The 26,885-nt window shown below is 73.4% G+C and carries 24 protein-coding genes and 2 pseudogenes; 10 read left to right on the top strand and 16 right to left on the bottom strand.

Going from position 1 to position 26,885, the window contains the following annotated elements; genetic code table 11:
* Positions 1–176: 176 nt before the first annotated feature.
* Positions 177–653, bottom strand: a complete 477-nt coding sequence (locus tag ABD198_RS00825) for an Lrp/AsnC family transcriptional regulator (RefSeq protein ID WP_343997301.1) — start codon at positions 651–653, stop codon at positions 177–179.
* A 210-nt stretch (positions 654–863) separates the two neighbouring features.
* On the opposite strand from ABD198_RS00825, the gene ABD198_RS00820 reads away from it, so the two are divergent.
* Complete coding sequence (locus ABD198_RS00820) at positions 864–2,351, top strand: FUSC family protein (RefSeq protein ID WP_343997300.1); 1,488 nt, start codon at positions 864–866, stop codon at positions 2,349–2,351.
* A 167-nt stretch (positions 2,352–2,518) separates the two neighbouring features.
* On the top strand, positions 2,519–3,550 hold the full coding sequence (locus tag ABD198_RS00815; protein ID WP_343997299.1) for a lactonase family protein: 1,032 nt from the start codon (positions 2,519–2,521) through the stop codon (positions 3,548–3,550).
* Positions 3,551–3,686: 136 nt separating this feature from the next.
* Here the strand turns inward: ABD198_RS00815 and ABD198_RS00810 are convergent, their stop codons facing one another.
* The 4 genes and pseudogenes from ABD198_RS00810 to ABD198_RS00795 form a co-directional block, all read right to left on the bottom strand.
* A complete protein-coding gene (locus ABD198_RS00810; RefSeq protein ID WP_343997298.1) occupies positions 3,687–4,619 on the bottom strand; it encodes a sirohydrochlorin chelatase in 933 nt (310 codons plus the stop codon).
* Between the two features lie 118 nt (positions 4,620–4,737).
* Positions 4,738–5,743: pseudogene (locus tag ABD198_RS00805) on the bottom strand (N-acetylglucosamine kinase).
* Positions 5,728–6,405: a uracil-DNA glycosylase gene (locus tag ABD198_RS00800; protein ID WP_167997826.1), complete on the bottom strand. Its 678-nt coding sequence runs from the start codon at positions 6,403–6,405 to the stop codon at positions 5,728–5,730. Before ABD198_RS00800 ends, ABD198_RS00805 begins: the two are co-directional and overlap by 16 nt.
* Before the next feature lie 70 nt (positions 6,406–6,475).
* The gene (locus tag ABD198_RS00795; RefSeq protein WP_343997297.1) at positions 6,476–7,561 is read right to left on the bottom strand and encodes a WD40/YVTN/BNR-like repeat-containing protein; all 1,086 of its coding nucleotides are present in this window, start codon (positions 7,559–7,561) and stop codon (positions 6,476–6,478) included.
* A 185-nt stretch (positions 7,562–7,746) separates the two neighbouring features.
* Here ABD198_RS00795 and ABD198_RS30650 point away from each other — a divergent pair, with 185 nt between their 5' ends.
* On the top strand, positions 7,747–8,388 hold the full coding sequence (locus tag ABD198_RS30650) for an Rv1733c family protein (RefSeq protein WP_425580391.1): 642 nt from the start codon (positions 7,747–7,749) through the stop codon (positions 8,386–8,388).
* Between the two features lie 22 nt (positions 8,389–8,410).
* Here the strand turns inward: ABD198_RS30650 and ABD198_RS00790 are convergent.
* Positions 8,411–9,250, bottom strand: a pseudogene (locus ABD198_RS00790) (HEAT repeat domain-containing protein); the annotation flags it as partial.
* Positions 9,251–9,367: 117 nt separating this feature from the next.
* On the bottom strand, positions 9,368–11,062 hold the full coding sequence (locus tag ABD198_RS00785; protein WP_343997296.1) for a DNA alkylation response protein: 1,695 nt from the start codon (positions 11,060–11,062) through the stop codon (positions 9,368–9,370).
* Positions 11,063–11,135: 73 nt separating this feature from the next.
* Here ABD198_RS00785 and ABD198_RS00780 point away from each other — a divergent pair, with 73 nt between their 5' ends.
* Positions 11,136–11,900 (top strand): PaaX family transcriptional regulator C-terminal domain-containing protein, encoded by a 765-nt coding sequence (locus ABD198_RS00780; protein ID WP_343997295.1) that lies wholly within the window; start codon positions 11,136–11,138, stop codon positions 11,898–11,900.
* Between the two features lie 477 nt (positions 11,901–12,377).
* On the opposite strand, the gene ABD198_RS00775 is transcribed toward ABD198_RS00780, so the two are convergent.
* Positions 12,378–13,730 carry an FAD-dependent oxidoreductase gene (locus tag ABD198_RS00775; protein WP_343997294.1) on the bottom strand — a complete coding sequence of 451 codons (1,353 nt, stop codon included), beginning with the start codon at positions 13,728–13,730 and terminating at the stop codon, positions 12,378–12,380.
* 238 nt (positions 13,731–13,968) lie between these two features.
* Between ABD198_RS00775 and ABD198_RS00770 the strand changes: the two genes are divergently transcribed.
* Positions 13,969–14,439, top strand: a complete 471-nt coding sequence (locus ABD198_RS00770; protein WP_343997293.1) for a DUF6214 family protein — start codon at positions 13,969–13,971, stop codon at positions 14,437–14,439.
* Between the two features lie 18 nt (positions 14,440–14,457).
* Here the strand turns inward: ABD198_RS00770 and ABD198_RS00765 are convergent, their stop codons facing one another.
* Positions 14,458–15,138 carry a DUF305 domain-containing protein gene (locus tag ABD198_RS00765; protein WP_343997292.1) on the bottom strand — a complete coding sequence of 227 codons (681 nt, stop codon included), beginning with the start codon at positions 15,136–15,138 and terminating at the stop codon, positions 14,458–14,460.
* 176 nt (positions 15,139–15,314) lie between these two features.
* Between ABD198_RS00765 and ABD198_RS00760 the strand changes: the two genes are divergently transcribed.
* On the top strand, positions 15,315–16,817 hold the full coding sequence (locus ABD198_RS00760) for an LVIVD repeat-containing protein (protein ID WP_343997291.1): 1,503 nt from the start codon (positions 15,315–15,317) through the stop codon (positions 16,815–16,817).
* Here the strand turns inward: ABD198_RS00760 and ABD198_RS00755 are convergent.
* From ABD198_RS00755 to ABD198_RS00740, 4 genes are all read right to left on the bottom strand, one after another.
* On the bottom strand, positions 16,805–17,587 hold the full coding sequence (locus ABD198_RS00755) for a TetR/AcrR family transcriptional regulator (RefSeq protein ID WP_343997290.1): 783 nt from the start codon (positions 17,585–17,587) through the stop codon (positions 16,805–16,807). The genes ABD198_RS00760 and ABD198_RS00755 overlap by 13 nt on opposite strands.
* A gap of 391 nt (positions 17,588–17,978) precedes the next feature.
* Complete coding sequence (locus tag ABD198_RS00750; protein WP_343997289.1) at positions 17,979–18,653, bottom strand: phosphatase PAP2 family protein; 675 nt, start codon at positions 18,651–18,653, stop codon at positions 17,979–17,981.
* A 63-nt stretch (positions 18,654–18,716) separates the two neighbouring features.
* Entirely contained in the window at positions 18,717–19,652 is a 936-nt protein-coding gene (locus ABD198_RS00745) for a M56 family metallopeptidase (RefSeq protein ID WP_343997288.1), read from the bottom strand.
* Between the two features lie 126 nt (positions 19,653–19,778).
* Positions 19,779–20,321 carry a DUF5134 domain-containing protein gene (locus ABD198_RS00740; protein ID WP_343997287.1) on the bottom strand — a complete coding sequence of 181 codons (543 nt, stop codon included), beginning with the start codon at positions 20,319–20,321 and terminating at the stop codon, positions 19,779–19,781.
* A gap of 363 nt (positions 20,322–20,684) precedes the next feature.
* Between ABD198_RS00740 and ABD198_RS00735 the strand changes: the two genes are divergently transcribed.
* Positions 20,685–21,266, top strand: a complete 582-nt coding sequence (locus ABD198_RS00735) for a MarR family winged helix-turn-helix transcriptional regulator (protein WP_425580390.1) — start codon at positions 20,685–20,687, stop codon at positions 21,264–21,266.
* Positions 21,267–21,294: 28 nt separating this feature from the next.
* Here the strand turns inward: ABD198_RS00735 and ABD198_RS00730 are convergent, their stop codons facing one another.
* Entirely contained in the window at positions 21,295–22,059 is a 765-nt protein-coding gene (locus tag ABD198_RS00730) for a VOC family protein (RefSeq protein WP_343997286.1), read from the bottom strand.
* A gap of 416 nt (positions 22,060–22,475) precedes the next feature.
* Between ABD198_RS00730 and ABD198_RS00725 the strand changes: the two genes are divergently transcribed.
* Entirely contained in the window at positions 22,476–23,390 is a 915-nt protein-coding gene (locus ABD198_RS00725; RefSeq protein WP_343997285.1) for a GNAT family N-acetyltransferase, read from the top strand.
* Positions 23,391–23,424: 34 nt separating this feature from the next.
* Here the strand turns inward: ABD198_RS00725 and ABD198_RS00720 are convergent, their stop codons facing one another.
* Positions 23,425–23,817, bottom strand: coding sequence for a VOC family protein (locus ABD198_RS00720; RefSeq protein ID WP_343997284.1), 393 nt, complete (start codon positions 23,815–23,817; stop codon positions 23,425–23,427).
* Between the two features lie 125 nt (positions 23,818–23,942).
* Between ABD198_RS00720 and ABD198_RS00715 the strand changes: the two genes are divergently transcribed.
* Complete coding sequence (locus ABD198_RS00715) at positions 23,943–24,485, top strand: GNAT family N-acetyltransferase (RefSeq protein WP_343997283.1); 543 nt, start codon at positions 23,943–23,945, stop codon at positions 24,483–24,485.
* Positions 24,486–24,526: 41 nt separating this feature from the next.
* Here the strand turns inward: ABD198_RS00715 and ABD198_RS00710 are convergent, their stop codons facing one another.
* Complete coding sequence (locus ABD198_RS00710; RefSeq protein ID WP_343997282.1) at positions 24,527–25,210, bottom strand: glycerophosphodiester phosphodiesterase; 684 nt, start codon at positions 25,208–25,210, stop codon at positions 24,527–24,529.
* 254 nt (positions 25,211–25,464) lie between these two features.
* Between ABD198_RS00710 and ABD198_RS00705 the strand changes: the two genes are divergently transcribed.
* Entirely contained in the window at positions 25,465–26,862 is a 1,398-nt protein-coding gene (locus tag ABD198_RS00705) for a DUF6421 family protein (RefSeq protein WP_343997281.1), read from the top strand.
* The last annotated feature ends 23 nt before the right edge of the window (positions 26,863–26,885 follow it).

Here is a 26,885-nt window from a genome sequence, read left to right as displayed (position 1 = left end):
ACCTCGCGGCTACCTCCGCCAGGTGACGTGCCGTCACCGCGCCCCGGGCGCCGTCCTCCCCGCTCAGCGGCCCACGGACCCGGTATTCCGGGCAAAGAGCCAGCGGCCACGGCGGGGGACGTGCTGAAGATCACATGTGGATCCGTCGCCGGCTACACGCGATTCCGTCATCCGTCTCAGCCGCGGGTGCCGCGTGCGATCGACTCCACCAGCGGCAGCAGCCGGTGCGGCACCCGCTCGCGCAGCGCCACCTCGGTGCGGGTGCGCACCACGCCGGGCAGGCTGATCAGCTTCTGGATCACGTCCTCCAGATGCGCGTTGTCCCGCGCCACCACCCGGGTCAGCAGATCGCCGCCGCCGGTGATGGAGAACGCCTCGACGATCTCCGGCACATCCGCCAGCGCGTCGCCGACCTCGTCCAGATGCCCCTGCGTGACCTCGATGTGCACGAAGGCGAGCACCGGATGACCCAGCGCGGCGGGGGAGAGGACCGGCCCGGTGCCGGTGATCACGCCCTCGCGCTCCATGCGGTCCAGGCGGGCCTGCAGCGTGCCGCGCGCCACCCGGAGGATGCGGGCGTACTCCCGCACGCTGGTGCGCGGCTGCTCCAGCAGCAGCCGCAGGATGCGGGTGTCCAGCTCGTCCACGGCCATGGATGTGCGGCCTCCTCGGTCGGCGTCGGCCGTTGGCACTCCAGCGGCCGCTCTTCGGGCCCTCGTACTGTACCAATGGCACAGTGAGTGGCTGATGAGTTGAGCCGTTGGTGGCCGGGATGGTGATATGGAGGGGTCGATGGCGCTGCGGATGTCCGCGGCGCCTTTTTCATGCCACATTCCGATGGAACTTCCAGGGGGCGGTAGACGGTGCTGAAGAGGGCGTTCATGGCTCCGGACCCGGGTCGCCTGCGGCTGCGCTTCGCGACCCGTGCCGTGCTCGGCATCGGCCTGGCCGTCGTCGTGTGCGGCCTGGCCGGGCACTCGCTCGTGGGAGCCGTCACCGGCGGACTGGCCGCCCTGCTCGCCCTGTTCACCGTCACCGACGCCACCGTCCGCGGACAGGCGGTCACCACGGCGCTGCTCCCGGCCGTGGGCCTTCCCGTGCTCGCCCTCGCGGCCGAGCTGCACGACCAGCCGCTCGCCCGGGACCTCGCCTTCCTCGCCGTGGTCGGCGCGGGCGTCTACGCCCGGCGCTGGGGCCCGCGCGGGCACAGCCTCGGCGTGTTCGCGTTCATGACGTACTTCGCCGCGCAGTTCCTGGAGGCGACGCCGGGCAGGCTGCCCGAGCTGTACGCCTCGGTGCTGCTCTCCGTGCTCACCGCCGCCGTCGTGCGCTTCGGACTGTGGTGCTACGAGCGCCGGATGCCGCCCGCCACCGTGCCGGCGCCGCCGGGCGGCACCGGGCTGGCCCGCATCACCACCCGCCAGGCGGTGCAGGCGACCGCCGGAGCGGCCTTCGCCCTCGTCGTCGGCCAGCTGGTGTCCGGCGAGCGCTGGTACTGGGCCGTCGGCGCCACCTGGTGGATCTTCGTCAACACCACCTCGCGCGGCGAGACCCTGGTCCGCGGCTTCCGCCGGTTCATGGGCACGGTCCTCGGCGGCGCGCTCAGCCTGCTGATCGCCGTCCCCGTGCACGGCGACGCGCTGCCGACCGCCGTGATCGTGGCCGTCGCGGTCTTCGGCATCTTCTACACCGCCGCCCTCTCCTACACCTGGATGATGCTCTGGGTGACCGTGCTCGCCGCCATGCTCTACGGCCTCCTGGGCGTGCTGAGCCCGGGCCTGCTGGCGCTGCGCCTGGTGGAGACCGGCGTGGGCGCGCTCGGCGCGGTGCTCGCGGTGGCGTTCGTGCTGCCCGTGACCACGCACAGCGTCACCGACGCCTGGATCCAGCGGGCCCTGCGCTGCGTCCACGCCTGCACGGCCGAGACGGCCGCCCGGCTCGCCGGGACAGAGGGCGCGGATCCGCGGCCGAAGGTCGCCGAGCTGGAGCAGCTGCTGGCCCGGGTCCGGCTCTCCGTCGCCCCGCTGGTGCACCCGCTGAACCCGATGCTCGGCCGCAAGCGGCGGGCCCGCCGGGTGCTGGACCTGCTCGACGACTGCGCCCGCGAGATCCGCGGCCTGGTCGCCGTCGCCGCCGACCCCGAGGCCTCGCACGACGCCCGGCTGGCCGCCGCCTGCTGGCGCGTGGAGGCGGCGGTCGAAGCGCTCACCGAGGGACGGGACGTCGCTCCCCGCACCGCCCCGGCGGCCACCGAACCCGCCCTGGAGCACCTCCACGGCCTGGAGTGCGCCCTCGCCGAGCTCGCCGCACCCCTGCGCGCCCCGTCCGGCTCGCCGCTGGTCGGAGCCTGATCCGCCGCACCCCCTGCAGCGGCCCGGGCCTGCCCGAGCCGCACCCATCGAGGGTGTCGCCCGTTCCGTACTTGGTCCGGACCTGAACTGATCGACTGCTACCGTCGGTCGTCGGGCGGACGCGGCGCGGCCCGGCGGACAGCGGCAGGGGACGAGAGGGGACAGCCGTGACGGACGGCAGGCGACGGGCGTTCATCGGATCCTTTACGGCGGCCGGCGGCCCCGGCATCGTCACCGCGGCGATCTCACCCGACGACGGCGCGCTGACCGTCCTGGCGGCGCTGAACGGCGTACCGGACCCGTCCTATCTGGCCCTGTCCGCCGACGGCCGCACCCTGTACGCGGTCAGCGAGACGGCCGAGGGCGCGGTCGCCGCGTACCGGGTGGACGGCGACCGGCCCGCACCGCAAGGACCCCCGGTGCCCGTCGACGGGAACGGGCCGACCCACCTCAGCCTGTTCGCCGGACACGTCCTGACCGCCAACTACGGCTCCGGCAGCGTCACCGCCATGCCCGTCCTGGCGGACGGCTCGCTCGCCCCGGCGCCGTCCGGGACGCTGCCCCACACCGGCTCCGGGCCCCACCCGCGGCGCCAGCAGGGGCCGCACGCCCACCAGGTGCAGCCCGACCCGAGCGGACGCTGGGCCGTGAGCATCGACCTCGGCACGGACTCGGTGCGGGTGTGCACCCTCGACGACGGCGTGCCCGCCGTGCACCGGGAGATCGCCCTGCGCCCCGGCTCGGGCCCGCGCCATCTGGCTTTCCACCCGGACGGCACCCGGGCCTACGTCCTCAACGAGCTCAGCCCCACGCTCCTGGTCTGCGACTGGGACGCCACCGAGGGCCTGCTCAAGCCGCTCACCGAGCTGCCGGTGCTGCCCGGCGCCCCGGCCGGGGACGCCTACCCGTCCGGCGTGGCCGTCTCGCCCGACGGCCGCTTCGTGTGGACCGCGACCCGGGGCGAGGACGTCCTGTCGGTGTTCACGGCCGACCGGGACGCGGCGGTCCCGAGGCTGACCGCCACCGTGCCCTGCGGCGGCCACGGGCCCCGCGCGCTCACCGCGCACGGAGGCTTCCTCTACGTCGCCAACGAACGCTCCGGCGACGTGACCTGGTTCGCGACGGATCCGGCCACCGGTGTGCCGCGCCGGCGCGGCGCGATCGAGGTGACGGCGGCGTCCTGCGTGGTGATCGGCTGACCGCCGGCGCCGGCCGACCGCGGGGCGTCCGCCGGCCGCGCGCACCGGCTGGACATCCGGACATGGAGAGGGGCCCGCTCGTGACGAGCGGGCCCCTCTCGTGGGTCGGTGCGGTGCCTGTCCGGCGGCGGCCGCGTCAGCGGGCCGGCGTCCCCTGCGGCTGCTGCGGGGTGATGCCCAGGGCGGTCGTGTACTTGGCCAGGGCGAGCTTGCCGATCGCCGGGTACGCGCCCAGCGGCTCGGAGGCGGAGCACTCCGCCTCCTTCGCGGCCTCGGCGATCAGGCTCTGGTCGATCTCCGGGCCGATCAGGTACGGCGCCAGCGCCAGTTGCTGGGAACCGGCGCCGCGCAGCTGCTCGGCGACGGAGGCGATCGAGCCCTCCTGGTCCAGCGCGGCCGCCATCACCGGCACCGCGAGGCGCGCGGCGAGCAGCATGCCGGTGATCCCGGCCGCCTGCACCGCCTCGTCGCCGCCCACGGACGCCAGGATGATGCCGTCGGCGGCGGTCGCCACCGTGAACAGCCGGGCCCGGTCGGCGCGCGCCAGACCCGCCTCGGAGAGCCGCACGTGCAGCGCCTCGGCGAGCAGCGGGTGCGGGCCGAGCACATCGGTCAGATCGGCGGCGACACGGCTGTCCATCACGGCCTGGCGGACCTGGCGCAGCAGCGCGCTGTCCGGGCCGGCGAGCAGCGGCACGACCACGGCGACGGGGCCGTCCGGCTCCTTCACGTCCTGACCGGCGGCACGCGCCTGCTCGTAGCGGGCGGTGCGCTCCTCGGCGGCCCGCGCGAGGACCGCCTGCAGCGACGGGAACTCCGCGCTCGCGTCGGCCTCGCCGTCGAGGTAGCCGATCCGGGCGTCGAGGCCGGGCAGCTCGGAGCGGGCGATGCTCACGACCTCGTCGGCGAGCGAGCGAATGGCCCTACTGGGAGTACCCGGCACGGCGAGGACGAGCGCGGGCGCGCCCTCGGGAGCCACCAGAGGCTCGGGGCGGCGGTGCCGTCCAGGCTGGCGGGGGCGCGGCATTCGTACTGGCAGGCCGGACGCGGGCCCAGTGGGGGTGCTCATGGTGCGGCATGTTAGTGGCTTCCTGGGCTCCCCTGTTCGGGGAGGGTGCAGGTGAGCGGTATCCGTCCGGATATGTCGCTTGCGTTACGTGTCGGTGCGCGGCTCGGGGGTGCTCCGCTCACCCTGCCGGGCTCGTCACACACAGCATCGCCTCATCACCGGGAAGAGTGAACGAGGCGGTGGCGAGATCGGTGGCGATCCGCACCGCCCCGTGCAGCGGATCCCCCTCCGCCGGCACCCGCCGCCCGCCCGGCATCCGCTTCGCCAGCCTCGTCCACCGCCGTGACCAGCGGGTCGCCCAGATTCAGCAGACCTCCGGTGAGCGCGACCAGTGGCTCGGCGGCGCCGTCCCGCGGGAGGACGGCCGCGGCCGAGTCCGCGATGTGCCGGGCCGCCGCACGCAGGATGCCCTCGGCGACCGGGTCGTCCGGCGCGCACTCGGCGACCCGCGGCGCGAACGAGGCGAGCACGGCCGGCCGGTCGGTGCGCGGATACAACCGCCCCGGCAGCCCCGCGACGGGACCGAACATCTCCTCTGCACACGCCAGCAGCGAGGCAGAGCCGCCCGTACGGCCGTCGTGGGCGCGCAGCGCGGCCTCCAGGCCCGCCCGGCCGATCCATGCGCCGCCGCCGCAGTCGCCGAGCAGATGGCCCCAGCCGTCGGCCCGGCGCCAACGGGTCAGATCCGTGCCGATCGCGATCAGACCCGTACCGGCGGCGACCACCGCACCCGGGCGCGGCCCGAGGGCACCCACGTACGCCGTGACCGCGTCGGCGGCCAGCGCGGTGCGCCGCGTGCCCAGCTCCCGGGCGAGCGCGCCCGGCAGCTCGGCGCGCAGCTCGTCGCCCAGGCTCGCCAGCCCGGCCGCCCCGACGACCGCCGTGTCCAGCCGCTCAACCCCGGTCTCGGCAACCAAGGACCGGGCCAGGGGCAGCAGTTGCTCCAAGAAGTGGCCGGCGTCGATCCCCCGGGCGCCGGTGCGCACCGGTTCGCCGGAGGCGGCACCGGCCAGCGGGCCCCGCCCGGCTGCCCCCACGACGACCCGCAGGCCCGAACCCCCGGAGTCGACGGCGAGGAAGCCGGACCCCGGCTCCGCCCCGGTCCCGGTCACGGCAGGCGCCAGTCCACCGGCTGGCCGCCCTGACGGATCAGCAGGTCGTTGGCCCTGCTGAACGGGCGGGAGCCGAAGAAGCCCCGGTCGGCCGACATCGGGGACGGGTGCGCGGACTCCACCGCGGGCAGATCGCCCAGCATCGGGCGGCAGTTGCGCGCGTCGCGGCCCCACAGGATCGAGACCAGCGGCTTGCCGCGCGCCGCCAGCGCCCGGATCGCCTGCTCGGTGACCTCCTCCCAGCCCTTGCCGCGGTGCGCGCCCGGCCGGCGCGGGGCGGTGGTGAGCGCCCTGTTGAGCAGCAGCACGCCCTGCTCGGTCCAGGGGGTGAGATCACCCGTGCTCGGCTGGGGCACGCCCAGGTCGGCGGTCAGCTCTCGGAAGATGTTGACCAGGCTGCCGGGCAGCGGCCGCACATCGGGCGCGACGGAGAACGACAGTCCCACCGCATGCCCCGGTGTCGGGTACGGGTCCTGCCCGACGATCAGAACGCGTACCTCGTCGAAGGGCTGCTGGAAGGCTCGCAGGACGTGGTGCCCGGCCGGGAGGTAGGTGCGTCCCGCGGCGATCTCCGCGCGCAGGAACTCACCCATCGCGGCGATGCGTCCGGCCACCGGTTCCAGGGCCTTGGCCCATCCCGCTTCGACAATCTCATGCAAGGGTCGTGGTGCCACGGGCGTCACCCTACTGCCGCAACGGCAGGGGCGATCAACCAGTGGCCACGACCGGCTAAAAGACCTCGGTTCATCCGACCACCGCGGCCCGTACGCACAGCACGTCCGGCAGATGCCGGGCCAACTGCCGCCAGCTGTCGCCGTCGTCGGCCGACGCGTACACCTCGCCGTTGCGGTTGCCGAAGTACACACCGGCCGGGTCCGCGCCGTCGTGGCACATGGCGTCGCGCAGCACCGTGCCGTAGTGGTCCTCCTGCGGCAGGCCGGCGCTGAGCGGCTCCCAGCTGCGGCCCGCGTCCGCCGTTCTGAACACCCGGCAGCGCCGCCCGGCGGGCACGCGGTCGGAGTCGGCCTGGATGGGGAAGACGTATGCCGTGTCGCCGCGATGCGGATGGGCCACCACCGCGAAGCCGAACGTGGACGGCAGCCCCTCGCCGATGTCCGTCCAGTGCGCGCCCGCGTCGTCGCTGCGGTAGACGCCCCAGTGGTTCTGCAGATACAGCCGGTCCGGGTCCGCCGCGTCCCGTGCCACCTTGTGCACGCACTGGCCGAACTCCGGGTTGGGGTCCGGCAGGAACACCGCCTGCACCCCCGAGTTGGACGGCGCCCAGCTCGCCCCGCCGTCCTGCGTGCGGAAGACGCCGGCCGTCGAGACCGCCACCGTGATGGCCCGCGGGTCGCGTGCCTCGGTGAGTACGGTGTGCAGGCCCTCACCGCCGCCGCCCGGGATCCACTTCGAACGCGTCGGGTGCTCCCACAGCGGGCGCACCAGCTCGAAGGTCTCCCCGCGGTCCTCCGAGCGGTACAGCGCGGCGGGCTCCGTGCCCGCGTAGACCACGTCCGGTTCGGCGGCGGACGGATGCAGCTGCCAGACCCGCTCCAGCGACGCCCCGGTGTCCTTGGGGAACTTCACCGCGGGCCGGGCCGGTTCGGTCCAGGTGCGGCCCAGGTCGTCGGAGTGGAACACGGACGGGCCCCAGTGCGAGCTGTCTCCGCCGGCCAGCAGCCGCGGGGTCGCGCCGCGGGTGTCGATGGCGACCGAGTAGACGGCCTGGGCGTTGAAGTACGGGCTCTCGTCGAACTCCCAGGTGCCTCCCCGCCGGCGCCCGATGAAAAGGCCCTTGCGGGTGCCCACGGCCAGCAGAACCTCGGTCATGCCGATCACCTCCGCGACGTCTCAGTCGACGTCTCGATTCCGGACACGGGCCAGTCTGCACCCCGCCACTGACAGTCACCTCTGGATCAGCCGGGCCCGCAGGTCAGCCGGGTGTCGCGGCGCCGCGGGCCGGGTGCGGTCGCGCTCACACCGCTCGCGGTGAGCATCCGGCGACGGCCCCACGTATGGGAGGGCGGCTGCGGGAGAACCCCGCGAGCTGTGAGGAGGGGCCGTCTATGGCGAGGGCGGTGCGGGGACCGGGCCGATGGCTGTGGCGCTGGCAGCGCAATCCGCTGAAGCGGCGGTCGGACCGGATCGAGTCCTGGTTCCTGCTCGCCTCCTGGGCCCTCACCCTGCTGATCGCCGTGGCCGCCGGTGCGGCGGTGGCCCGCTCGGTCGGGCAGGAGCTGGCCCGGGAACGCGCGGAGTGGCGCCGGGTCGAGGCACATCTGACCGAGAGGGCACCGGGGACACCGCGCGACGACGGGCGGGACAACCGGTCCGACCACGTGTGGGCCACGGTCCGCTGGAAGTCCGCCGACGGCGCCTCGCACACGGGTCAGATACGGGTGCCGGCCGGGAGCGCGGCCGGCACCCCGGTCACCGTCTGGACGGACCGCGAGGGCCGGCAGGTGACCCGGCCCACCACCGCCTCCGAGGCCAGGTTCCGGGCAGCCCTGGTCGGTGTGACGGCTGCCGTGGGCGCCTCACTGATACCGGTCGCGGCCGCCCGCGCGGTACGCAGACGGCTGGAGGAGCGGCGCCTGGAGGAGTGGGGCGCCGCGTGGGCGAGGCTCGGACCGCAGTGGGGCCGCAGCACGAGCTGAGCCGGTGGCGAGCACGGACGGGAGACCGACGCTCCCACGAGGGACGCAGCCGCCGCAGCCGGCCGACGAGCGTGTCGGTGTCGGGGCCGTCCGGTTCGTCGGGGAGGACGGGACGCAGCCGGGCCCGCTCCCGGAGCAGCCGCAGTACCGTCGGCACCAGCTCCGCCGGCAGCCGCTCCGGCGCGCACCCCGCCAGCTGGCCGAGCGCCGCCAGCCGCAGCCCCGGGCCGTGCGGCGGGACGCTGTGCGCCGCCAGCAGCTCCACCGCCGCTCCGGCGTGCGCGGGGTGCCGCCGGGCGAACCGGCCGAGGCCCTCGATCAGCGCGAGCAGCACCCTCTCGTCCCGCTCGTCGGCGAGCCGCATCCGCAACAGGCTCAGCACCCGGCCCGGTTGCTCCAGGAACCGGACGGCCGCGCCCGCCGCCGCACGGCGCACCGCGGGGTCCGGGTCCGCGGTGAGCCCTGCGAACACCTCGCCCTTCGCGCGGACGGCCGCCCGCGCCCTGGCGCGCAGCCGGTCCGGCTCGTCACCGTCCGTTGCGTCACCGTTCGTTGCGTCGTCGTCCGGACCGCCGTCGCCGGCCGGCTCCTCCCCGCCGATGCTCACCAGCAGGTCCACGATGCCCGCCCGGTCCGGCACCTCTTCGCGGACGGCGAGCGCGAAGAGGAACGGGACGCAGGCCAGCGTCGAGTCGTACACGTTTCCCTGGTGGTGCACGGCGCCGTACATGCCGTCGAGCGCGGTCTCCCGCTCGGCGGCGTCCGCGGAGGCGAGCCCCTCGAGGAGGAGAGGCACGTCCTCCGCGCTCCCGTACGCATGCCGCATCGAGGCCCAGTCGACCTCGTCGATCCCCGTGAACACGTTGTCCTCCCCGGGCGAAGTGCCAACTGTTCGCGAGTCTGCACCACGACACTGACAACAATGCGCGCCCGAGGGGTGACTGTGCGCAAACCTTGCGGCGGGTGGCTTGATGCGGAGTCAGTTCTCGTCCGGCAGCGCACGCTCCAGGATCGTGCCGAGATCGGCCGCCGAGGGGAGCGTGCCGAAGGCGTGCCCCCAGTCGCCGCCCAGCCGGGTCGCGCAGAACGCGTCGGCGACGGCGGGCGGGGCGTGCCGGACCAGCAGGGAGCCCTGCAGGGTCAGCGCCATCTGCTCCACCAGACGCCGGGCCGTCACCTGGGAGGCGTCGCCGATCTGCTGCTTCAGCCGGGCCACCGCCGCGTCGAGCCGGGCGTCCGCGCCCTTTGCCAGGGCGAGTTCGTCGAACAGGGCCTGGGCGGTGGCCGGATCCTTGCCGAGGGCGCGCAGCACGTCCAGCGCGTTCACATTGCCCGAGCCCTCCCAGATCGACAGCAGCGGAGCCTCGCGGTAGTGCCGGGGCATCCCGGAGTCCTCGACATAGCCGTTGCCGCCCAGGCACTCCAGCGCCTCGGCGGTGAACGCCGGGCCCCGCTTGGTCACCCAGTACTTGCCGACGGCGGTGGCGATCCGGCGGAACGCCCGCTCCTTCTCGTCCCCGCGCACCGCACGGTCGGCGGCACCGGCCAGCCGCAGCGTGAGCGTCGTGGCCGCCTCCGACTCCAGCGCCAGATCGGCCAGGACGTTGCGCATCAGCGGCTGGTCGACCAGGCGCGCCCCGAAGGCGCTGCGGTGCCGGGCGTGGTGCCCCGCCTCGACGAGCGTCTTGCGCATCAGCGCAGCCGACATCATCACGCAGTCCAGGCGGGTGCAGTTGACCATCTCGATGATCGTCTTCACCCCCTGGCCCTCCGGACCGACCAGCCAGGCCACGGTGCCGTCGAACTCGGGCTCGGAGGAGGCGTTGGAGCGGTTGCCCAGCTTGTCCTTCAGCCGCTGGATGCGGAACGTGTTGCGGGTGCCGTCCGGTAGCACGCGCGGCACGAAGAAGCAGGACAGCCCGCCCGGCGCCTGCGCCAGCACCAGGAACACGTCGCACATCGGCGCCGAGGTGAACCACTTGTGGCCGCGCAGCGTGTACACGCCCTCCTCGGCGGTCGGCGTGGCCACGGTGGTGTTCGTGCGGACGTCCGAGCCGCCCTGCTTCTCGGTCATCCCCATGCCGGCCAGCAGGCCGCGCTTCTCGGTGGGCACCCGCAGGCCCGGCTCGTACTCCCGGCTGGTCAGCAGCGGTTCGTAGACCTTCGCCAGCTCCGGCTGCCGGCGCAGCGCGGGGACCGCCGCGTACGTCATGGAGGTCGGGCAGCCGTGCCCCGCGTCGGTGTGCCCCCACACCAGTCCGCCCGCGGTGCGCACCACATGGGCGCCGGGCCGCTCGTCCGCCCAGGGCGCGCCGGCCAGCCCCTCGGCCACGGCGGTGCGCATCAGGTGGTGCCAGCTCGGATGGAACTCCACCTCGTCGATGCGATGCCCGAACCGGTCGTGGGTGCGCAGTTCCGGCTCGTGGCGGTTGGCCTGATCGCTCCACTCCTGCACCTGCTCGCTGCCCGCGACCCGGCCGAGGCGGCGCAGCTCCTCCTCGGCCCAGCCGGCGCCCTCGCGGCGCAGCCCCTCCAGCAGGGCGGCGTCGTCGGAGGCGTCGTAGGGGGCCAGCGGGCCCGCCTGATTGGTGACCTCGTGCGTGGCGTACCCGCCGTGTCCGCCGCCCGGTGCGCCCGGCTCCGGGCGCTGCTCTTCCGCGAAAGTGATGACCATGGGGCGAGTGTTGCACTCCTCATACGGTCGCAGCAATAGTGCAACATACCAGGGCGGCGTACAGTACGGACCCATGCCGATCAACGACCCCGCGCGCTCCGGCGAGCTCCGCCTGCGGCCCCTGTCCGCGCGGTCGATCGTGCTGAGCCTGCTGCTCGGCACCCACCCGCCGGAGCTGCCCGCGCGGGACCTGGCGCGCCTGATGGCGGGCTTCGGCGTCGGCGGCTCCACCCTGCGCGCCGCGCTCAGCCGGATGGTGGCCGCCGGGGACCTGCGGCGCACGGAGACCGGCTACCGGCTCAGTGACCGGCTGCTGGACCGCCAGCGCCGGCAGGACGAGGCCGTGCGGCCGCGCACCCGCCCCTGGGACGGCGACTGGGAGATGGTCGTGGTCACCGCGACCGGCCGCGGCCCCGCCGAGCGCGCCGAGCTGCGCTCGCGACTCGCGGCCCTGCGCCTCGCCGAACTGCGCGAGGGCGTCTGGCTGCGCCCCGCCAACCTCGACCGCCCGCTGACCGCCGCGCTCGGCGCCGTCGCCCAGCACTACAGCGCCCGCCCCGAGCAACCCGCCCGCGACCTCGCCGCGAGCCTGTGGCCGCTTCAGGCCTGGTCCGCCGACGCCCGTGCGCTGCTCGCGCACATCGAGCGCCTCGACCGCCCCGCCGACCGGCTCACCGCCTTCGCGGCCGTGGTCCGCCACCTCCTCGCCGACCCCGTCCTGCCGCCCGCCCTGCTGCCCGCCGACTGGCCGGGCGAGGCGCTGCGGGCCGCGTACACCGACTACCAGCAGGAGCTGGCAGGCCAGGTGCACGCCCACGTGACGGGCGGCTCGGCCTGAACCGGAGACCGTGAACGCGCGCCCGGACGGCATCGGGCGGTGGCTTCGCTGCGTGACGGGTCCTGCCGCGTCGGGCGCCGAGCGCTGACCGGTCCGGCTACGCCACGGGCACCGACCTCTGACCGCGCGACCAGAAGGGCTCTGCTGCCAGACGGGCACGCGCGCCCGGACGGCATCGGGCCGTGGCTTCGCTGCGTGACGGGTCCTGCCGCGTCGGGCGCCGAGCGCTGACCGGTCCGGCTACGCCACGGGCACCGACCTCTGACCGCGCGACCAGAAGGGCTCTGCTGCCAGACGGGCACGCGCGCCCGGACGGCATCGGGCCGTGGCTTCGCTGCGTGACGGGTCCTGCCGCGTCGGGCGCCGAGCCCTGACCGGTCCGGCTACGCCACGGGCACCGACCCCTGACCGCGCGACCAGAACGGCCCTGCTGCCAGACAGGCACCGAGCCGTGGCCGTCCGGCCTGTCCCGTCCCGCTACGCCCCGGCCGTCCGCGCCGCCGCGAGCAGGGACTCCCAGTCGGGGAGTTTGACCACGCTGCGCCCCAGGGAGGCGCCCAGGTCCGCCTCGGCGCGTTCGATGGCGCACCAGCCCGCCCAGCCGACGGGCTCGACACCCTCGGCCCGCAGGTGGGGCAGCGGGTCAGAGTGCACTTCCCGCTGCTCCAGCTCGGCGGCGTCCGCGAGCAGGGAGGCCACCGTCTCCTTCGCGCACGGCCGGTTGGTGCCGATGACGCCCGTCGGGCCCCGCTTGATCCAGCCCGCCACGTACTCGCCGGGCGCCGCCGCGTCCCCGCGCAGCACCCGGCCGGCCCGGTGCGGCACGGTGCCGGTCGCGGCGTCGAACGGCAGCCCCTCCAGCGGCACTCCGCGATACCCGACCGACCGCAGCACCAGCTGCGCCTCGATCTCCTCGAACCGCCCCGTCCCTCGCACGCCCCCTCCACCGCCCTCGTCCGGCGCCGTCCGTTCGAAGCGCACCGCGCCCACCCGCCCGTTCCGCTCGAGCAGTTCGACCGGCCGGAGGTAGAAGCGCAGCCGGATCCGCCGCCGGGCCTCCGGCGCGGGAGGTGCGTCGGCCCAGCCGCGCAGCACCTCCACATTGCGCCGCTGGGCGTTCGGCAGCCCGGAGGGATCCAGGAACGCGGGGTCCGTCCCGGCCTCCCGCCGGTCCACCAGCACCGCGGTGCCCGGCAGCGTGCCCAGCTCGCGCAGCTCCTTGGTGGTGAACCGGGCCTGGGACGGGCCCCGCCGGCCCACCATGTGGATGTCGGTCACCCGGCTCTCCGCGAGCGCCGTCAGGGCGGCCTGCGGCATGTCGGTGGGGGCCAGCTCGGTGACGCCGCGGGCCAGCATCCGGGTGACGTCCACCGCCACATTGCCCACGCCGATCACCACGGCGGACCGCACCCCGTGCACGAACCCGTCGTCCGCGGCGTCCGGGTGCGCGCTGTACCAGGACACGAACTCGGTGGCAGACCAGCTGCCCGGAAGGTCCTCACCGGGGATGCCCAGGTGCCGGTCGGTGGCGGCGCCCACGCAGTACACCACCGCGTGGTACAGCTGCCTCAGCCGGGCGGCCGGCACCCCGCCGGGCCCCACCGCGACCCCGCCGAGGAAGCGCACCCGCTCGTGCTCCAGCACCGAGCGCAGGTTGTTCTGCAGGGACTTGATCTTCTCGTGGTCCGGTGCCACGCCGTAGCGGACCAGGCCGTAGGGGCACGGCAGCCGGTCCAGCACGTCGACCCGCACCTCGGGATCCTGCTGGACAAGGCTCTGGGCGGTGTAGCAACCGCTCGGGCCGGAACCTACGACGGCGACACGCAGCACGGCCGCGCTCCTCACCCTTGAGGGGATCTTCAGGAGATCGCTCCAGCTTCAGGAGATCGCTCCAGCGCATCCGGCGCTGACGCCTCCAGCATCGCACCGACGGCGTTGTGCTGACAGGGTGCCGTGCGCCGTCCGGGAAGCGTGTTCGTTCGCCTGAGCGTGTCCGTACGGTTACGTTGCGTGTGTGTCCGAGGTGTCTGCTCTTCGACTTGCCGATCGCTCTCCGGGTGAGGGCACGGTGTCCGTGCGCCCCGCCTGGGAGGTGCGGGAGGGAAGCCGCGCGACACGGTGGCTGCAGATCCGGCTCGCCTTCGCCGACGGGGCCGGCGTGGACGCCCTCGCGGTGGTCGGCGAGGGGGACGTCCGCGTGGAGGAGGTACGGGCCCGGCCCGGACTGTCCCTGGAGGACCTGGCGGAGCTCTCCCACTGGATCGAGGCGCCCCTGGCCCGCGCCTGCGGGGCGGGGCCGGGAGCCGGCACCGGGGCGCACCGGGGCCGCCGGATCAGGCCCACCGGCCCCGAGGGCAGACGCCTGGTGGCACGCGAGTACCGCGCCGCCCAGTTGGCTGGGGCCGATCCGGTGCTGGCCGTCATGGGCGCCACCGGGTGCAGCCGCCGCGGAGCCCTCCGCCTGATCGGCCGCGCCCGGGACGCGGGCCTGCTGACTCCCCGTCACGCCCGGCGCCGCACCGCCGATCCGGGCCGCTGACGCCGCGTCACTTCTTCATCACTTCTTCTTCGCACCCCGGGCCATGTCGCGCATGCGGTTGATCTCGGCCGTCTGCTGGGCGATCACATCGTCGGCCATCTCCTCGACCTGGATGTTGTTGCCCTGGCCCTTCACGTCCGACGCCATGGTGATCGCCCCCTCGTGATGGGTGATCATCAGCGTGAGGAAGAGCTGGTCGAACGCCTTGCCCTCGGCCGCGCGCAGCTTCTTCAGCTGGGCCTCGGTCGCCATGCCGGGCATCGTCGCGTGATGGTGCCCGCCGCTGTCGTCCTTCTCCGGCTTGCCGTGCGTCTTCAGCCAGCCCTTCATCGCCTTGATCTCGGGCTGCTGCGCCGCGGCGATGCGCCCCGCCAGCTTCACGATTCCCGGTGACTCGGCGCGGTCCGCGACGAGTTCGGTCATCTCCAGCGCCTGCGCATGGTGCTCGATCATCATGCGGACGTACGACACGTCCGCGGAGTTGGGGGAGTCGTCCTCGGCCCGCTGCTTGCCGGCCTCCTCGGCCGACAGGGTGCGGTTCGGTTCACCGGGCTCGCCCGGCACGATGACCGAAGGGCCGCTCGCCGCCGCCCGGCCGGTGTCGCCGGAGCCCGACTCGCAGGCGGCGAGCCCGAGTACGGCGAGGGCGGTCAGTCCGGCCGCGACGACAGACCCGCGTGGCACACGGCGACAGAGCACGAGAACCTCCTGTGGCTGGGACACCGCGTGCGTGCCGGAGGCCGCTCCGGCGCCGCCACGCGTGTCGCTGTTCGGCGAACTGCGTTCCAAGCATGCCCTCTGTTGGTATGTACATGCTCAAGGGATACTGCCCCTGCGCAACCCGTTCCGGGTTGAACCAAGCAGGGAGGAAGACAGTGATCCTGTTCGGCACATCCCGATCCCGGCGCAGACGCCTGCACGTCGCAGTGGCGGCCGGTGCACTGCTGGCCGGACTGCTGGCGGCGGGCCCGGCCGCGGCGATCCCCGACCCCGGTGACGCCCCGGCCCCCTCGAAGGAGGTCTCGCGCAGCGACCAGGCCGAGGCCCGCAGGGCCATCCAGAACGGTGACATCCCCGGCCAGGACGAGATCGTCCACTCGGACAACATCCGGCACCTGGCCAACGTCCCCAAGGACCTTCTCCCCGGCACCAATTCGGACCTCGCGTTCCAGGGCCGCTACGCCTTCGCGGGCAACTACGACGGCTTCCGCATCTTCGACATCAGCAACCCGGGCAAGCCGAAGACGGTGGCGCAGGTGCTGTGCCCCGGCTCGCAGAACGACATCTCGGTCTCCGGGAACCTGCTCTTCCTTTCCACCGACTCCTCGCGCAGCGACAGCAGTTGCAACAGCACCACCCAGCCGGCGACCGAGAAGTCCTCCTGGGAGGGGATGAAGGTCTTCGACATCAGCGACAAGCGCAACCCGCGCTATGTGGCCGCCGTCGAGACCGCCTGCGGCTCGCACACCCACACCCTGGTGCCCGAGCGCAGGAACGTCTACATCTACGTCTCCTCGTACTCCCCGAACGCCGCCTACCCGGACTGCCAGCCGCCGCACGACGGCATCTCGGTGATCAAGGTTCCGCGGCACGCCCCGCACAAGGCCGCGGTCGTGGCCTTCCCGGTGCTGTTCCCCGGTGAGGGCCCGGACGGCGGCGGCAACCCCGGCGCGCCCACCAACCCGGGCGTCTCCAAGACCACCGGCTGCCACGACATCACCGTGCTGCCGTCGAAGGACCTGGCCGCCGGTGCCTGCATGGGCGACGGCATCCTGTTCTCCATCAAGAACCCCGAGCGCCCGAAGGTGATCGACCGCGTACAGGACAACGTCAACTTCGCGTTCTGGCACTCGGCGACCTTCAACCAGCGCGCCGACAAGGTCGTGTTCACCGACGAGCTGGGCGGCGGCGGCAGCGCCACCTGCAACGCGGAGATCGGCCCGAACCGCGGTGCGGACGGCATCTACGACATCGTCGGCAAGGGCGACAAGCGCAAGCTGGTCTTCCGCAGCTACTTCAAGATCCCGCGTCACCAGGCCGACACCGAGAACTGCGTCGCCCACAACGGCTCGCTGATCCCGGTCCGCGGCAGGGACCTGATGGTCCAGGCCTGGTACCAGGGTGGCATCTCCGTCTGGGACTTCACCAACTCCGCCAAGCCCAAGGAGATCGCCTACTTCGAGCGCGGCCCGCTGACCACCGACCGGCTCGTCACCGCCGGTTCCTGGTCGGCGTACTACTACAACGGCCACATCTACTCGAACGACATGGCCAAGGGCCTGGACGTCCTGAAGATCGACGACCGGCGCACGGACCCGGCGCGACGGATCCATCTGCGCGAGCTCAACGTGCAGACGCAGCCGGACTACTTCGACTGAGCGTCGGCCTCCGGCTCCGCCCCGGGTGCCTCAGGTGCCTCAGGTGCCGGTCCGGGCTTCCGCCGGGGCTTCGGCCCCGCTCCGGACCGCGCACCGGGGACCGGCTCCGTGGCGAAGAAGCGCGACAGATCGGACCGCTGCCGCGGGCCGGCGTCACCCGTCCCGCCGGGCACCTCGGTGTCCGGCGGGACACCCATCTCCCAGTCCAGCCGGTAACGCCGGAACAGCTCCCTGCGCAGCACCGGGATCGGCATCGGCGCCCCCGGCATCACGGCGGCGTAGACCGCTCCCATCAGCAGCGCGCGCAGCATCGGGTAGTCGTTGTCCACGTCCGAGGAGCCATGCCGGGCGACCGTGTCGCTCAGCAGCTCCGCGAGCCGCCGCTGCTCCGGGCACGGAACGAAGCCTTCGGCCTGCAGCAGCCCGGCCATGTGCTGGCGCATCAGCACGGGCCGGTCCCGGGCGAGGCCGAGGATGGCGTCGATCGCCCGCGCCATGCGCTCCCGGCCGTCCTCGGTGCGCGGCTCGCGCTCCAGCTCCTCCTCCAGCGTGCGGTGCATCAGCCGGTGCACGGCCGACTGCACCAGCTGGCGCTTGCCCGGGAAGTAGTACGAGACCAGGCCCCGCGCGGATCCCGCCCGGTCGGCGATGTCGCCGAGGGTCGTCGCCTCGTAACCGCGCTCGCTGACCAGCTCCACGGCGGCCTGCAGGAGCCGCTCCTTGGAACGCCGCCGCAACTCTTCATTGACCAAGGCGCTGCGCGGGGACATGCTGGACTCCTGCGTTGACTGGCTGCCAGCCAACTATACTCAACGCGTACGGTCAGGCCCCTGGTGGGTCTGTTTCGGGCTGCCGTCCGTCTCGGGCGACGCGGGGGATCGTCCGAGACGGGCGTCAGAACCCGTTCGGTAGCCTGGGGCTACTTCCCTGCCAGGGGCCGGCCGGGAATCGCTGCGGAGGCGAGGGGAGCGCAGCGGCTCAGCGGGCGTCGTCGTGCACTGCGCGCGGCACGTCCGATGGCCGGCCCGGCAGCGGGTTCTCGGTGAACTCGGTGCCGCGCCGGAAGCGGAGGAGCAGGTCGGCCGTAGAATGCGGCCGCCGGCGGAAGCGGACGCCGCCATGAGCGGGTCCGGAGCGGTCAGGGCCGGCGGTGCGGCCCGGTCACGGGTGCCGGCGGAGATGGACCCGGATCGCCACGACCACCACCAGGGCGCCGATCAGCCAGCCGCCCAGGACGTCGGTGGCCCAGTGCACGCCGAGCCAGACGCGCGTCAGCCCGACACCGATCACCGACACCGCTGCGACCGCCAGCACCGTACGCCACAGGGCCTGGCCCATGCCCCCGCGGTGCAGCAGCCACAGAAGCAACCCGCACACCACCGTGGCGGTCATGGCGTGGCCCGAGGGGAACGCCGCGTACTGGGCGCTGTCGACCGGGTCGGGCCAGACCGGCCGGGCGCGGCCCACGGCGGCCTTCAGCCCCTGCTGCAGCGCCGTCCCGGCGGCCACGGTCACCACCAGCCACAGCGCCGTCCAGCGGGCCGCGAACCGCCACACCAGGACGGCGGCCGTCACCCCGCACAGGATGCGCATCGTCCACGGATCCCAGACCCAGTCCGTCAGGATCCGGCAGGCCTGCGTCAGCCCCGGCTCCTCGACCGCCCAGCGGTGGGTGGTCCGGGAGATGCCACCGTCCAGCCCGGTCAGCGGCCGCCACTCGAAGGCGACCAGCACCAGCAGCAGCGCGGAGCACAGGCCCAGCACACCGGCGGACGCGGCGGTGGGGCCGCGCCTGCCGGACGGACGGGGCGGGGACTCGACGTGGGTTGTGCGCATGCGGAGATCCTTGCCGACGGTACGGGCCCGGAGCCCGTTTGCTCCGACGCTTTCGAGTCTCGTCTACCCCAATGCCCGCAATCCCGGGGCGAACGCCACCAGCACCGGGATCACCGGGACCAGGGACGCCGCGGCCGTCAGCCGCAGCCGGCGAGCGGCGGTGAGCCGGTCCGGCGGGGTCAGCAATCGGTTCACCCGGGCCGGGACATGGGCCTGCGTGGCCGGGCAGGGGCCGAACACGCCCCGGTGCTCGTTGAGTTCGACCAGGGCCAGCGCGGTGGTCAGCCGGCCGAAACGGCGGGAGGCCACGTCGTCGGCGGCGAGTTCCACCAGCCGGTGCATCTCGTCGCGGAACGCGGCGAACACCCGCACCTGCGGGAAACCGTCGGCCAGGGCGGAGGAGCAGTGCAGCAGCCAGTCGTGACGGGCCTGCGCGTGCCCCCGCTCATGGGCGAGGACCGCGTCCAGCTGCCGGCCCTTGAGCCGGCGCAACGCGGCCGTGGTGACCACCAGTTGAGGCGGGGTCCCGGGCAGCCACCACGCCTCGGGCCGCTCGCCCTCCAGCACCACCAGACGGTCCGAGCCCGGCTCCTCGCCCGGCAGCAGCGGTACCCGCTCGCGCAGTTCGGCCCGGCGCGCCCGCCGCCGGGCGCGGGCCTCCCGGATCTCCCGGACCAGCATGGCCGCCGTCCACAGACCCCCGCAGGCGAGCGTGACCGCGGTGGTCGCCGCCCAGGGCCCGGCCGTTCCGAGCGCGTACGCCTCCACGACCGCGCGCGGTGCCGTGGCGAACACCCGCCCGCCGACCGCGTGCCAGGCCGCCGCGGCGCTGAACGTCATCGACAGCGCACAGCACAGCAGCACCGCCGCGACGACGCACTGCCACACCCACAGCGCGACCACCGGTTCCCGGTCCGGCCAGTCGGCCCGGGCGAGCAGCCGGGGGCCGAGCACGGCGGTCAGCACGCCGAGCAGCAACAGGACGGCGGGAAGGATCATGCGTGCAGCCTATGAGCGCCGCACGGGCAAGAGATACGGCCCAAGGGGGCAAAGTGACGTACTCAACGGCCCATGCGCCCGTTCAGCGGGCACACACGGGCACACACGGGCACACACGCTCCCGGCTCACATCGCGAGCAGCATGGCCACCATCGCCATCGCCATGGACAGCCGGCAGGCCCGCGCCAGCTCCGGACGGTCCCCCCAGCCCGTGGCTCCGGTGCCACCGGCCGTCGCTGCCGCGGGGACCAGCCGTGCCCCCGTTGCCAGCACATAGCCCGCGAAGTACAGCAGCAGCACCCCGGTCAGCGGTGGCAGGCCCGGACCGCCGTGCCCGTGCCCCGGCGCGGCGCCCATGACCAGTGACATGTAGACCATGGCGCCAGCCCCTACCAGATGATGCAGATGGTGCGCGCTCGCGCGGGCCGCCCACAGCGCGTGCAGCCCCGCCGCGCCGAACACCGCCGCATAGGCGGACCAGACCCAGTCCGGCGGGGTGAACACCGCGGCCGGGACCGCCATGGCGGCCATCCCGAAACCCATCAGCGCCTCGCCGCCCGCCGCTCGGCGCTGCTCCTCCACCTCGCTGCGCATCCGCACCAGACAGTAGGCGCCGGTCGCCGCGCAGAGCGCGACCAGCAGCCAGCCGGTCGTCGCCGGTCCGTGCACTCCAGCCTCCCCCTGCCCGTCACGGGACCTCGACGGCACCTCGACGGCACCTCGACGATCGGTCAAGGGATGCCCGCACCCGGCGGTGTGCACGCGAGCGCAAGGGTGTACGCGGGGGCGTGCGGGGGAGTGCACGGCAGCTCAGGGCATGTGCGAGTGCACGGCAGCTCAGGACCTGTGCGGGTGGCAGTGCCCTCCGGGCCCTGCCGGCGCCGCCGCGGGTGAAAGGCGGCGGCGCGCGCCGCCCCGGCAGCGGGTCGTCCGGGCCGAGCGGTCCGGACGACCGTACGCTCGCGGCGACGGTACGACGCCAGGGCCTGCCCCGGACCCCGGCCCGCGCACGACGACGGAGGACGCACGGCCATGACGGCGCCCGAAGGCACCTCGACCCCCGACGACGCCCCGGCGGATCTCACGCCTTCCGCCCCGCTGGGCGGCGCGGGAGGCGACACGATGGCCGCGGTGGTGCGCCAGTGGCGGGCCGTGCACCCCCATCTCGACACGGCGCCCATGGAGGTCATCGGCCGCATCAACCGCTGCGCCGCCCTCCTGCAGCAGGCCGAGGACGTCCCGCTGCGCCGGGCCGGGCTGTCCCGGCCCGAGTTCGACCTGCTCGCCGCGCTGCGGCGCACCGGACAGGAACTCACCCCGAGCGAACTGGCCCGGGAGACCTTCGCCTCGGGCGCCGCGGTGACCAAGCGCCTCAAGCAGCTCACCCAGCGGGGCCTGGTGGAGCGCCGCGGCGACTCCCGTGACCGCCGGGTCACCCACGTCCGCCTCACCGACGCCGGACGTGACCTGGTCGACGACGTCCTGCCCGCGCAGCTCGCGCACGAGGCCGCGGTACTGTCCGGCCTGGACAGCCCGGAGCTGGGCGAGCTCGCCGCCCTGCTGAGCACCCTCCTCGCCCAGCTGGAGGGCCGCAGCGGCGCACTGCGCACCTGACCGGCGGCCGCCCGGCGCCTGTCGTCGCTCAGCGCTCGTGGTCCGCCGCGTACACCCCGAACACCGCCCCCTGCGGATCGTGCAGCACCGCGATGCGCGGGCCGTCGGGGACCGTCGTGGGCTCCATCAGCACGGTGCCCTTGTCCCGGGCGGCCGCCGCCGCGGTCTCGCCCACGTCCTCGGCGGCGAAGTACGGCAGCCAGTGCGAGGGCACCTCGGGCGGGAACGTATCGTCCATGGCCGTCATGCCGCCGAAGCCGGCGCCGTCGATACCCCACTGCGGATAACGCTGCGCGGGGTCGACGCTCCAGCCGAACACGGTGGTGTAGAAGGCCACCGCCTGCTCCGGTGCGCGGGTGAGCAGCTCCACCCAGCCCAGCGCCCCGGGCGCGTTGAACACCCCGGCGCCGGGGAAGGTGCCCGGCTCCCACAGATGGAAGACCGCACCGTCCGGGTCGGCGATCACGGCAAAACGGCCCAGGTCGAAGACCTCCATCGGCCCGAGCAGCCGCGTCCCGCCCGCGTGCCGCACCGCCCGCAGACAGGCCTCGGCGTCGGTCACCGCGAACGAGACGTTCCAGGCGACCGGCTGCGAGGGCTTGAACAGCGGTGTCAGCGCGGCGACCGGCGCGTCCCCGAGCCGTGCCACCGTGTAACCGCCCGCCTGCTCACGGGTGTCGGTCTCGGCGAGCCAGCCGAACAGACGGGTGTAGAACGTCTTGGCCCCGTCGACATCGGTGGTCCCCAGCTCGGCCCAGCAGGGTCCGCCGGTCACCGGCGCGGTCAGCTTCATGACGCTCCTTCCGCGCGACCCTTCGCGGCAGCCGTCCCTCCGAGCACGCTAGGTGTGCTGTCCCGGGACGTTGGTGACACGCGTGCTGGGTGCTTGAACGGGTGAGGGCCTTCTGGGTTCGGTGTGGATTGCGACATTCACGTCCGACCGCCAGGAGGCCCTCGTGTCCCACCGTAACGCCCCGCTGACCCCACACCGGCATCAGCGGCCACCCACCAGCCAGCCGCGTCACCAACCTGTCGGGACAGCAGACCTAGACCCGCCCGTCCCGGTGGGCCATCCGGGTCGGCCCGGGGGCGCCGAGCGGACCGGGACCCCGGCTGGTGAGGGCCGCCGCCCGCGCCGTACCCTCCTGTCCGTACCGCATCGCGTGGCGGCCACCGGATCATTGACTCACCCCTGCCCGGAGGTCTCCCGTGCCCGCACTCGATGTGCGTCCCTTCCGCCGCGCCGACCGCGATCAGCTCACCGACCTGGTCAACACCCATGTGGCGGCCGTCGTCCCCGGCGTCTCCGTCTCCGTCAACACCGTGCTCAGCGATCTGGAACGGCAGCCGGAGGAGTTCATCACCGACCCCTGGGTGAGCGAGCGGGTCACGCTCGTCGCCGAGCAGCGCGGGAGCGTCGTGGCCGGCGCGCATCTGCTGCGCTACCGGCCCGGCGCCGAGGTCGGCGAGTCCTACCGGGACACCGGCGAGATCAACTGGTTCGTCTGCCATCCGCCGGTCTCCTTCCGGCCGGACGCCCTGGACGCCGCCGAGCTGCTGATGCGGGCCTGCCTGGCCCGGCTCGCCCGCTGGAACGTGCGGCGCGTCCACGCCGACGGTGCCCTGCCCGCACCCGTCGTCTACGGACTGCCCCGCAACTGGCCGCACATCCGCGCGGTGTACGAGGCCGCGGGATTCCGGCACGTCGGCGACACCGAGGTGATCCTGCTGGCGCGGGTGGCGGACCTGCCGCACTCCGAGCCCGGCGGGGGCGTCACCTTCCGGCGCACGGTGGGGGAGTGCGGCACCCGCTTCACCGCCTGCGGCGACGGGCGCGCCCTCGGCTTCATCGAGGTCGACACGGCGCTGGCCCGCCCGGAGCGCCACATCCGCGCCGACGGCCTCGCGGACATCGGCAATCTGCACATCGACCCCGCCGCCCGCGACACCGGACTGGAACGCCGGCTGCTCGCCCACGCCGCCGACTGGCTGCGCCTGTGCGGCGTCGACCGTCTCGCCGCCTACCTGGGGGAGGAGGAGACGGAGAGGTACGGCCTTCTGACCGGGGCCGGCTTCGGGGAACTGACCCGCACCGACCGCGGCTGGGAGCTCCGCCCGGCCTGACCGGCCAGTCACATGCCCGGCCTGACCGGCTCCCTCAGATCCCCGGCCGGTACCGCAGCGGATGATCGGCCGGGGTCTCCACCAGCACGATCGGGGTGCCGTCCGGGTCAGCGATCCACATCTCGATCAGGCCCCAGGGCTCCTTCACCGGCGGCCGGAGGATCTCGACGCCCTTGTCCAGCAGCTCCCGGTGGGCCGCCGCGACGTCCGCGACCTGGAGCCACAGGCGCAGCCCCGGAGGGGGCGCGGACTCCGCGCGGCCCGACAGCTCCAGGAATCCACCGCCGAGGAAGTAGACCGTGCCGCGCTCCGGCCCGGTGCCGAACTCCCGGTAGACGGCGAGGCCCAGCTGCTCGCCGTAGAAGGTCCGTGAGCGCTCCGGGTCCGTGGGCCGGATCAGGACGCGGCTGCCCAGTACGTGCACCATGCCGCCGAGCCTAGGGGGTGTCTCAGATGCCGAGAGGTGTCTCAGAGGAAGGACGCCCGTCAGGGCCCCGGCGCGGTCGGGTTAATCTCGTCCCTGCCACAGCTGCACAGGAACCGGAGTTGCCCATGGAAGCCGTCACCGACACCGCACCCAGATTCCGCGACGCCACCGAGGCCGACGTGGACGAGCTGGTCGCGCTGATCGAGTCGGCGTACCGGGGCGAGTCCAGCCGGGCCGGGTGGACCACCGAGGCGGACATCCTCGAGGGGCAGCGGACCGACCCGGAGGGCGTGCGGGAGGTCATCGAGTCGCCGGACAGCCGGCTGCTGACCGCGGAGCGCGACGGACGGATCATCGCCTGCTGCCAGCTGGAGCATCGCGGGGACCACGCCTACTTCGGCATGTTCGCGGTGAGCCCCGCCCTCCAGGGCGCCGGCCTCGGCAAGACGATCATCGCGGAGGCCGAGCGCCAGGCCCGGGAGACCTGGGGCGTGCGCGAGATGCACATGACGGTGATCTCCGTGCGCGAGGACCTCATCGCCTGGTACGAGCGGCGCGGCTACCGCCGCACCGGCAAGACGTTCCCCTTCCCGTACGGCGACGAGCGCTTCGGCATCCCGCAGCGCGACGACCTGGAGTTCGAGCTGCTGGTCAAGGAGTTCGGCTGACCAGCAGCCCGCCGCTGCTCACACGCTGAACGCACCGCCGGTCACGCCGTGAAGCGCCCCGTGCGCTTGATCTCCGGGTAGTCGGTGGTGGCGCCGTCCAGACCCAGGGCGCGGACCAGGCGCAGATGGTCCTGCGTGTTCACCGTCCACCCGAAGATCCGCAGGTCGGCCTTCCGGGCCCGCTCCACGATCTCCAGGGTGAGCCGCCGGATGTTCAGGCACAGGGTGGCGGCGCCCACCGCGACCGCACGGTCCACGACGTCCGTGCCGTAGCGGCTGGCGACCAGCGCGGTGCGCACCCCGGGCACCAGCCGGGCGATCTCGGCGATCGCCTCGTCGTGGAACGAGGACACCTCGACCCGCTCCGCGAGATCGCGCTCGTTCATCACCTCCGCCAGCGCCCTGGCGGCCTGGGTGTCCTTGATCTCGGCCTGCAGAGGCGCCCGGACGGCGTCGAGCACCTCCTCGAACAGCGGGATCCGCTCGCCGCGGCCGGCGTCCAGGGCGCGCAGTTCGGCGAGGGTCTTGTCGGCGATCGGGCCCGCGCCGTCCGTCGTGCGGTCCACGTCCGCGTCGTGCATGACGACCAGGGCGCCGTCCTTGCTCAGATGCAGATCGAGTTCGATGACATCGAGGCCGGCCTCCTGGGCGGCGACGAAGGACCGGAGGGTGTTCTCCGGCTCGACACCCATGACTCCGCGGTGACCGATGGTGAGGAAGTTCAAGATCCGACTCGCTTCCGTCGACGGCGGCGGGGGGACCGCGTCCCTGCGGCCCTCCTGGACCGTATCGCCTGTGCCCGCATCGTCCAGAGGCTGAACCGTGTTCGGGCGCGACATCGCCCACACGCGTGCAAGGCAGGAAATAATGCGGCGAGAGCGGGGGTGGTGCAGGATATTTTCCCGAGGCTCCCCTTGCTGGGAGAAACCTCGTATGTATACGGTCGGCGTACGAGAGGTTCTCCAGTGGAGGATGGGACATGACGGAAATTCTTGTGCAGTCGGGTACGGAGGCGAGGGTTCCTTCGGAGGGCAGGGTGATCGAGCACCCGGCGTGGCCCGTGCTCAAGGATGCCGTGGAGCGGATCCGCCCCTGGCAGAACAAGGACGGGTCGATCGACTTCGACGCCGAGGGCGCCCCCGGGCGCGCCGAGGCCGAGCGCGCCGTCAACGAGGTCGCCGAGGCCGTGGAGCAGCTGTCCCCGCTGCTGCCGCACGACCAGGCGTACCACGAGGCCCTGGTCAAGGACCTGCGCCGCTGGGCCGAGGGCGGCTTCGAGGTACCGGACTTCCTCGACTCCCTGATGGCCTTCCAGCCCGCCCAGAACCGCGCGGACGGCCTGCAGCACCTGGTCGTCTTCCCGATGTACACGCAGAACGGCAACCCGAACCGCAACCTCGAGGCGGTCGTGCTGCGCATGGTCTGGCCCGACTGGCTGGCCGAGCTGGAGCGCACCCGCTACGACAACCCGCTGTTCTGCGGCATCACCTTCGAGGACTTCACCTCCGGCTACGACACCAACTCCGCGGTGCTCTTCCCGGAGACCATCGCCGTGCGCGAGGCGCCGGAGCGCTTCACCTGGGGCGGCATCTTCTGCGACCGCGAGGCCGCCCGCTTCCGCCGGGTCACCTCCGCCGCCGTCGACATCCTGGGCCTGGAGCTGCCCGAGGACGTCGCCGCGATGGTCCACGACCAGAAGCGCTGCGAAGAGGCCTTCGTGCTGTGGGACATGATCCACGACCGCACCCACAGCCACGGCGACCTGCCCTTCGACCCGTTCATGATCAAGCAGCGCCAGCCGTTCTGGATGTACGGCCTGGAGGAGCTGCGCTGCGACCTCACCGCGTTCAAGGAGGCCGTGAAGCTCGCGGCCGAGGGCGTGCCGCAGGCCCGTGACGTGCAGGTCGCGGTGCTGTTCGACCGCATGTTCCGCTTCCCGGTCACCGGCGAGCGGGTCCGCAACTACGACGGCCTGGGCGGCCAGCTGCTCTTCGCCTACCTGCACAAGCACGACGTGGTGCGCTGGACCGACAACAAGCTCTCCATCGACTGGGAGCGCGCTCCGCAGATCACCAACCAGCTGTGCGCGGAGATCGAGAAGCTGTACCGGGACGGCATCGACCGCCCAAAGCTCGTCCACTGGTTCGCGGGCTACGAGCTGGTCTCCACCTACCTCGCCCCGCACCCCGGTTCCAAGTGGGCCAAGGGTCCCGAAGCCCTTGACCTGACGCTGCCCCCGCGCAAACTCGTCGATGACGTGCTTCCGGACGAGTTTCCGCTGAGCATGTTCTATGAGGCACTGTCCAAGAAGCTGAAGAACGTGATCGCCTCCACCAAGGGCATCACGGCGGACAGCGCCGAGCGGGTCGCCGCGTGAGCGATCGCGTTCACACAACTGCT

Origin of the sequence: Streptomyces thermocarboxydovorans (assembly GCF_039524635.1) — a bacterium.
Lineage (GTDB): Bacteria > Actinomycetota > Actinomycetes > Streptomycetales > Streptomycetaceae > Streptomyces > Streptomyces thermocarboxydovorans.
This window is presented reverse-complemented; position numbering and strand designations above follow the sequence as displayed.

What these genes read in the sequence shown, in the direction of transcription:
- ABD198_RS00825 (WP_343997301.1), bottom strand. Translation starts at nt 653, where the DNA reads ATGGCCGTGGACGAGCTGGACACCCGCATCCTGCGGCTGCTGCTGGAG.
- ABD198_RS00810 (WP_343997298.1), bottom strand. Translation starts at nt 4,619, where the DNA reads ATGAGCACCCCCACTGGGCCCGCGTCCGGCCTGCCAGTACGAATGCCG.
- ABD198_RS00795 (WP_343997297.1), bottom strand. Translation starts at nt 7,561, where the DNA reads ATGACCGAGGTTCTGCTGGCCGTGGGCACCCGCAAGGGCCTTTTCATC.
- ABD198_RS30650 (WP_425580391.1), top strand. Translation starts at nt 7,747, where the DNA reads ATGGGAGGGCGGCTGCGGGAGAACCCCGCGAGCTGTGAGGAGGGGCCG.
- ABD198_RS00785 (WP_343997296.1), bottom strand. Translation starts at nt 11,062, where the DNA reads ATGGTCATCACTTTCGCGGAAGAGCAGCGCCCGGAGCCGGGCGCACCG.
- ABD198_RS00780 (WP_343997295.1), top strand. Translation starts at nt 11,136, where the DNA reads ATGCCGATCAACGACCCCGCGCGCTCCGGCGAGCTCCGCCTGCGGCCC.
- ABD198_RS00755 (WP_343997290.1), bottom strand. Translation starts at nt 17,587, where the DNA reads ATGTCCCCGCGCAGCGCCTTGGTCAATGAAGAGTTGCGGCGGCGTTCC.
- ABD198_RS00750 (WP_343997289.1), bottom strand. Translation starts at nt 18,653, where the DNA reads ATGCGCACAACCCACGTCGAGTCCCCGCCCCGTCCGTCCGGCAGGCGC.
- ABD198_RS00745 (WP_343997288.1), bottom strand. Translation starts at nt 19,652, where the DNA reads ATGATCCTTCCCGCCGTCCTGTTGCTGCTCGGCGTGCTGACCGCCGTG.
- ABD198_RS00735 (WP_425580390.1), top strand. Translation starts at nt 20,685, where the DNA reads ATGACGGCGCCCGAAGGCACCTCGACCCCCGACGACGCCCCGGCGGAT.
- ABD198_RS00730 (WP_343997286.1), bottom strand. Translation starts at nt 22,059, where the DNA reads ATGAAGCTGACCGCGCCGGTGACCGGCGGACCCTGCTGGGCCGAGCTG.
- ABD198_RS00720 (WP_343997284.1), bottom strand. Translation starts at nt 23,817, where the DNA reads ATGGTGCACGTACTGGGCAGCCGCGTCCTGATCCGGCCCACGGACCCG.
- ABD198_RS00715 (WP_343997283.1), top strand. Translation starts at nt 23,943, where the DNA reads ATGGAAGCCGTCACCGACACCGCACCCAGATTCCGCGACGCCACCGAG.
- ABD198_RS00705 (WP_343997281.1), top strand. Translation starts at nt 25,465, where the DNA reads ATGACGGAAATTCTTGTGCAGTCGGGTACGGAGGCGAGGGTTCCTTCG.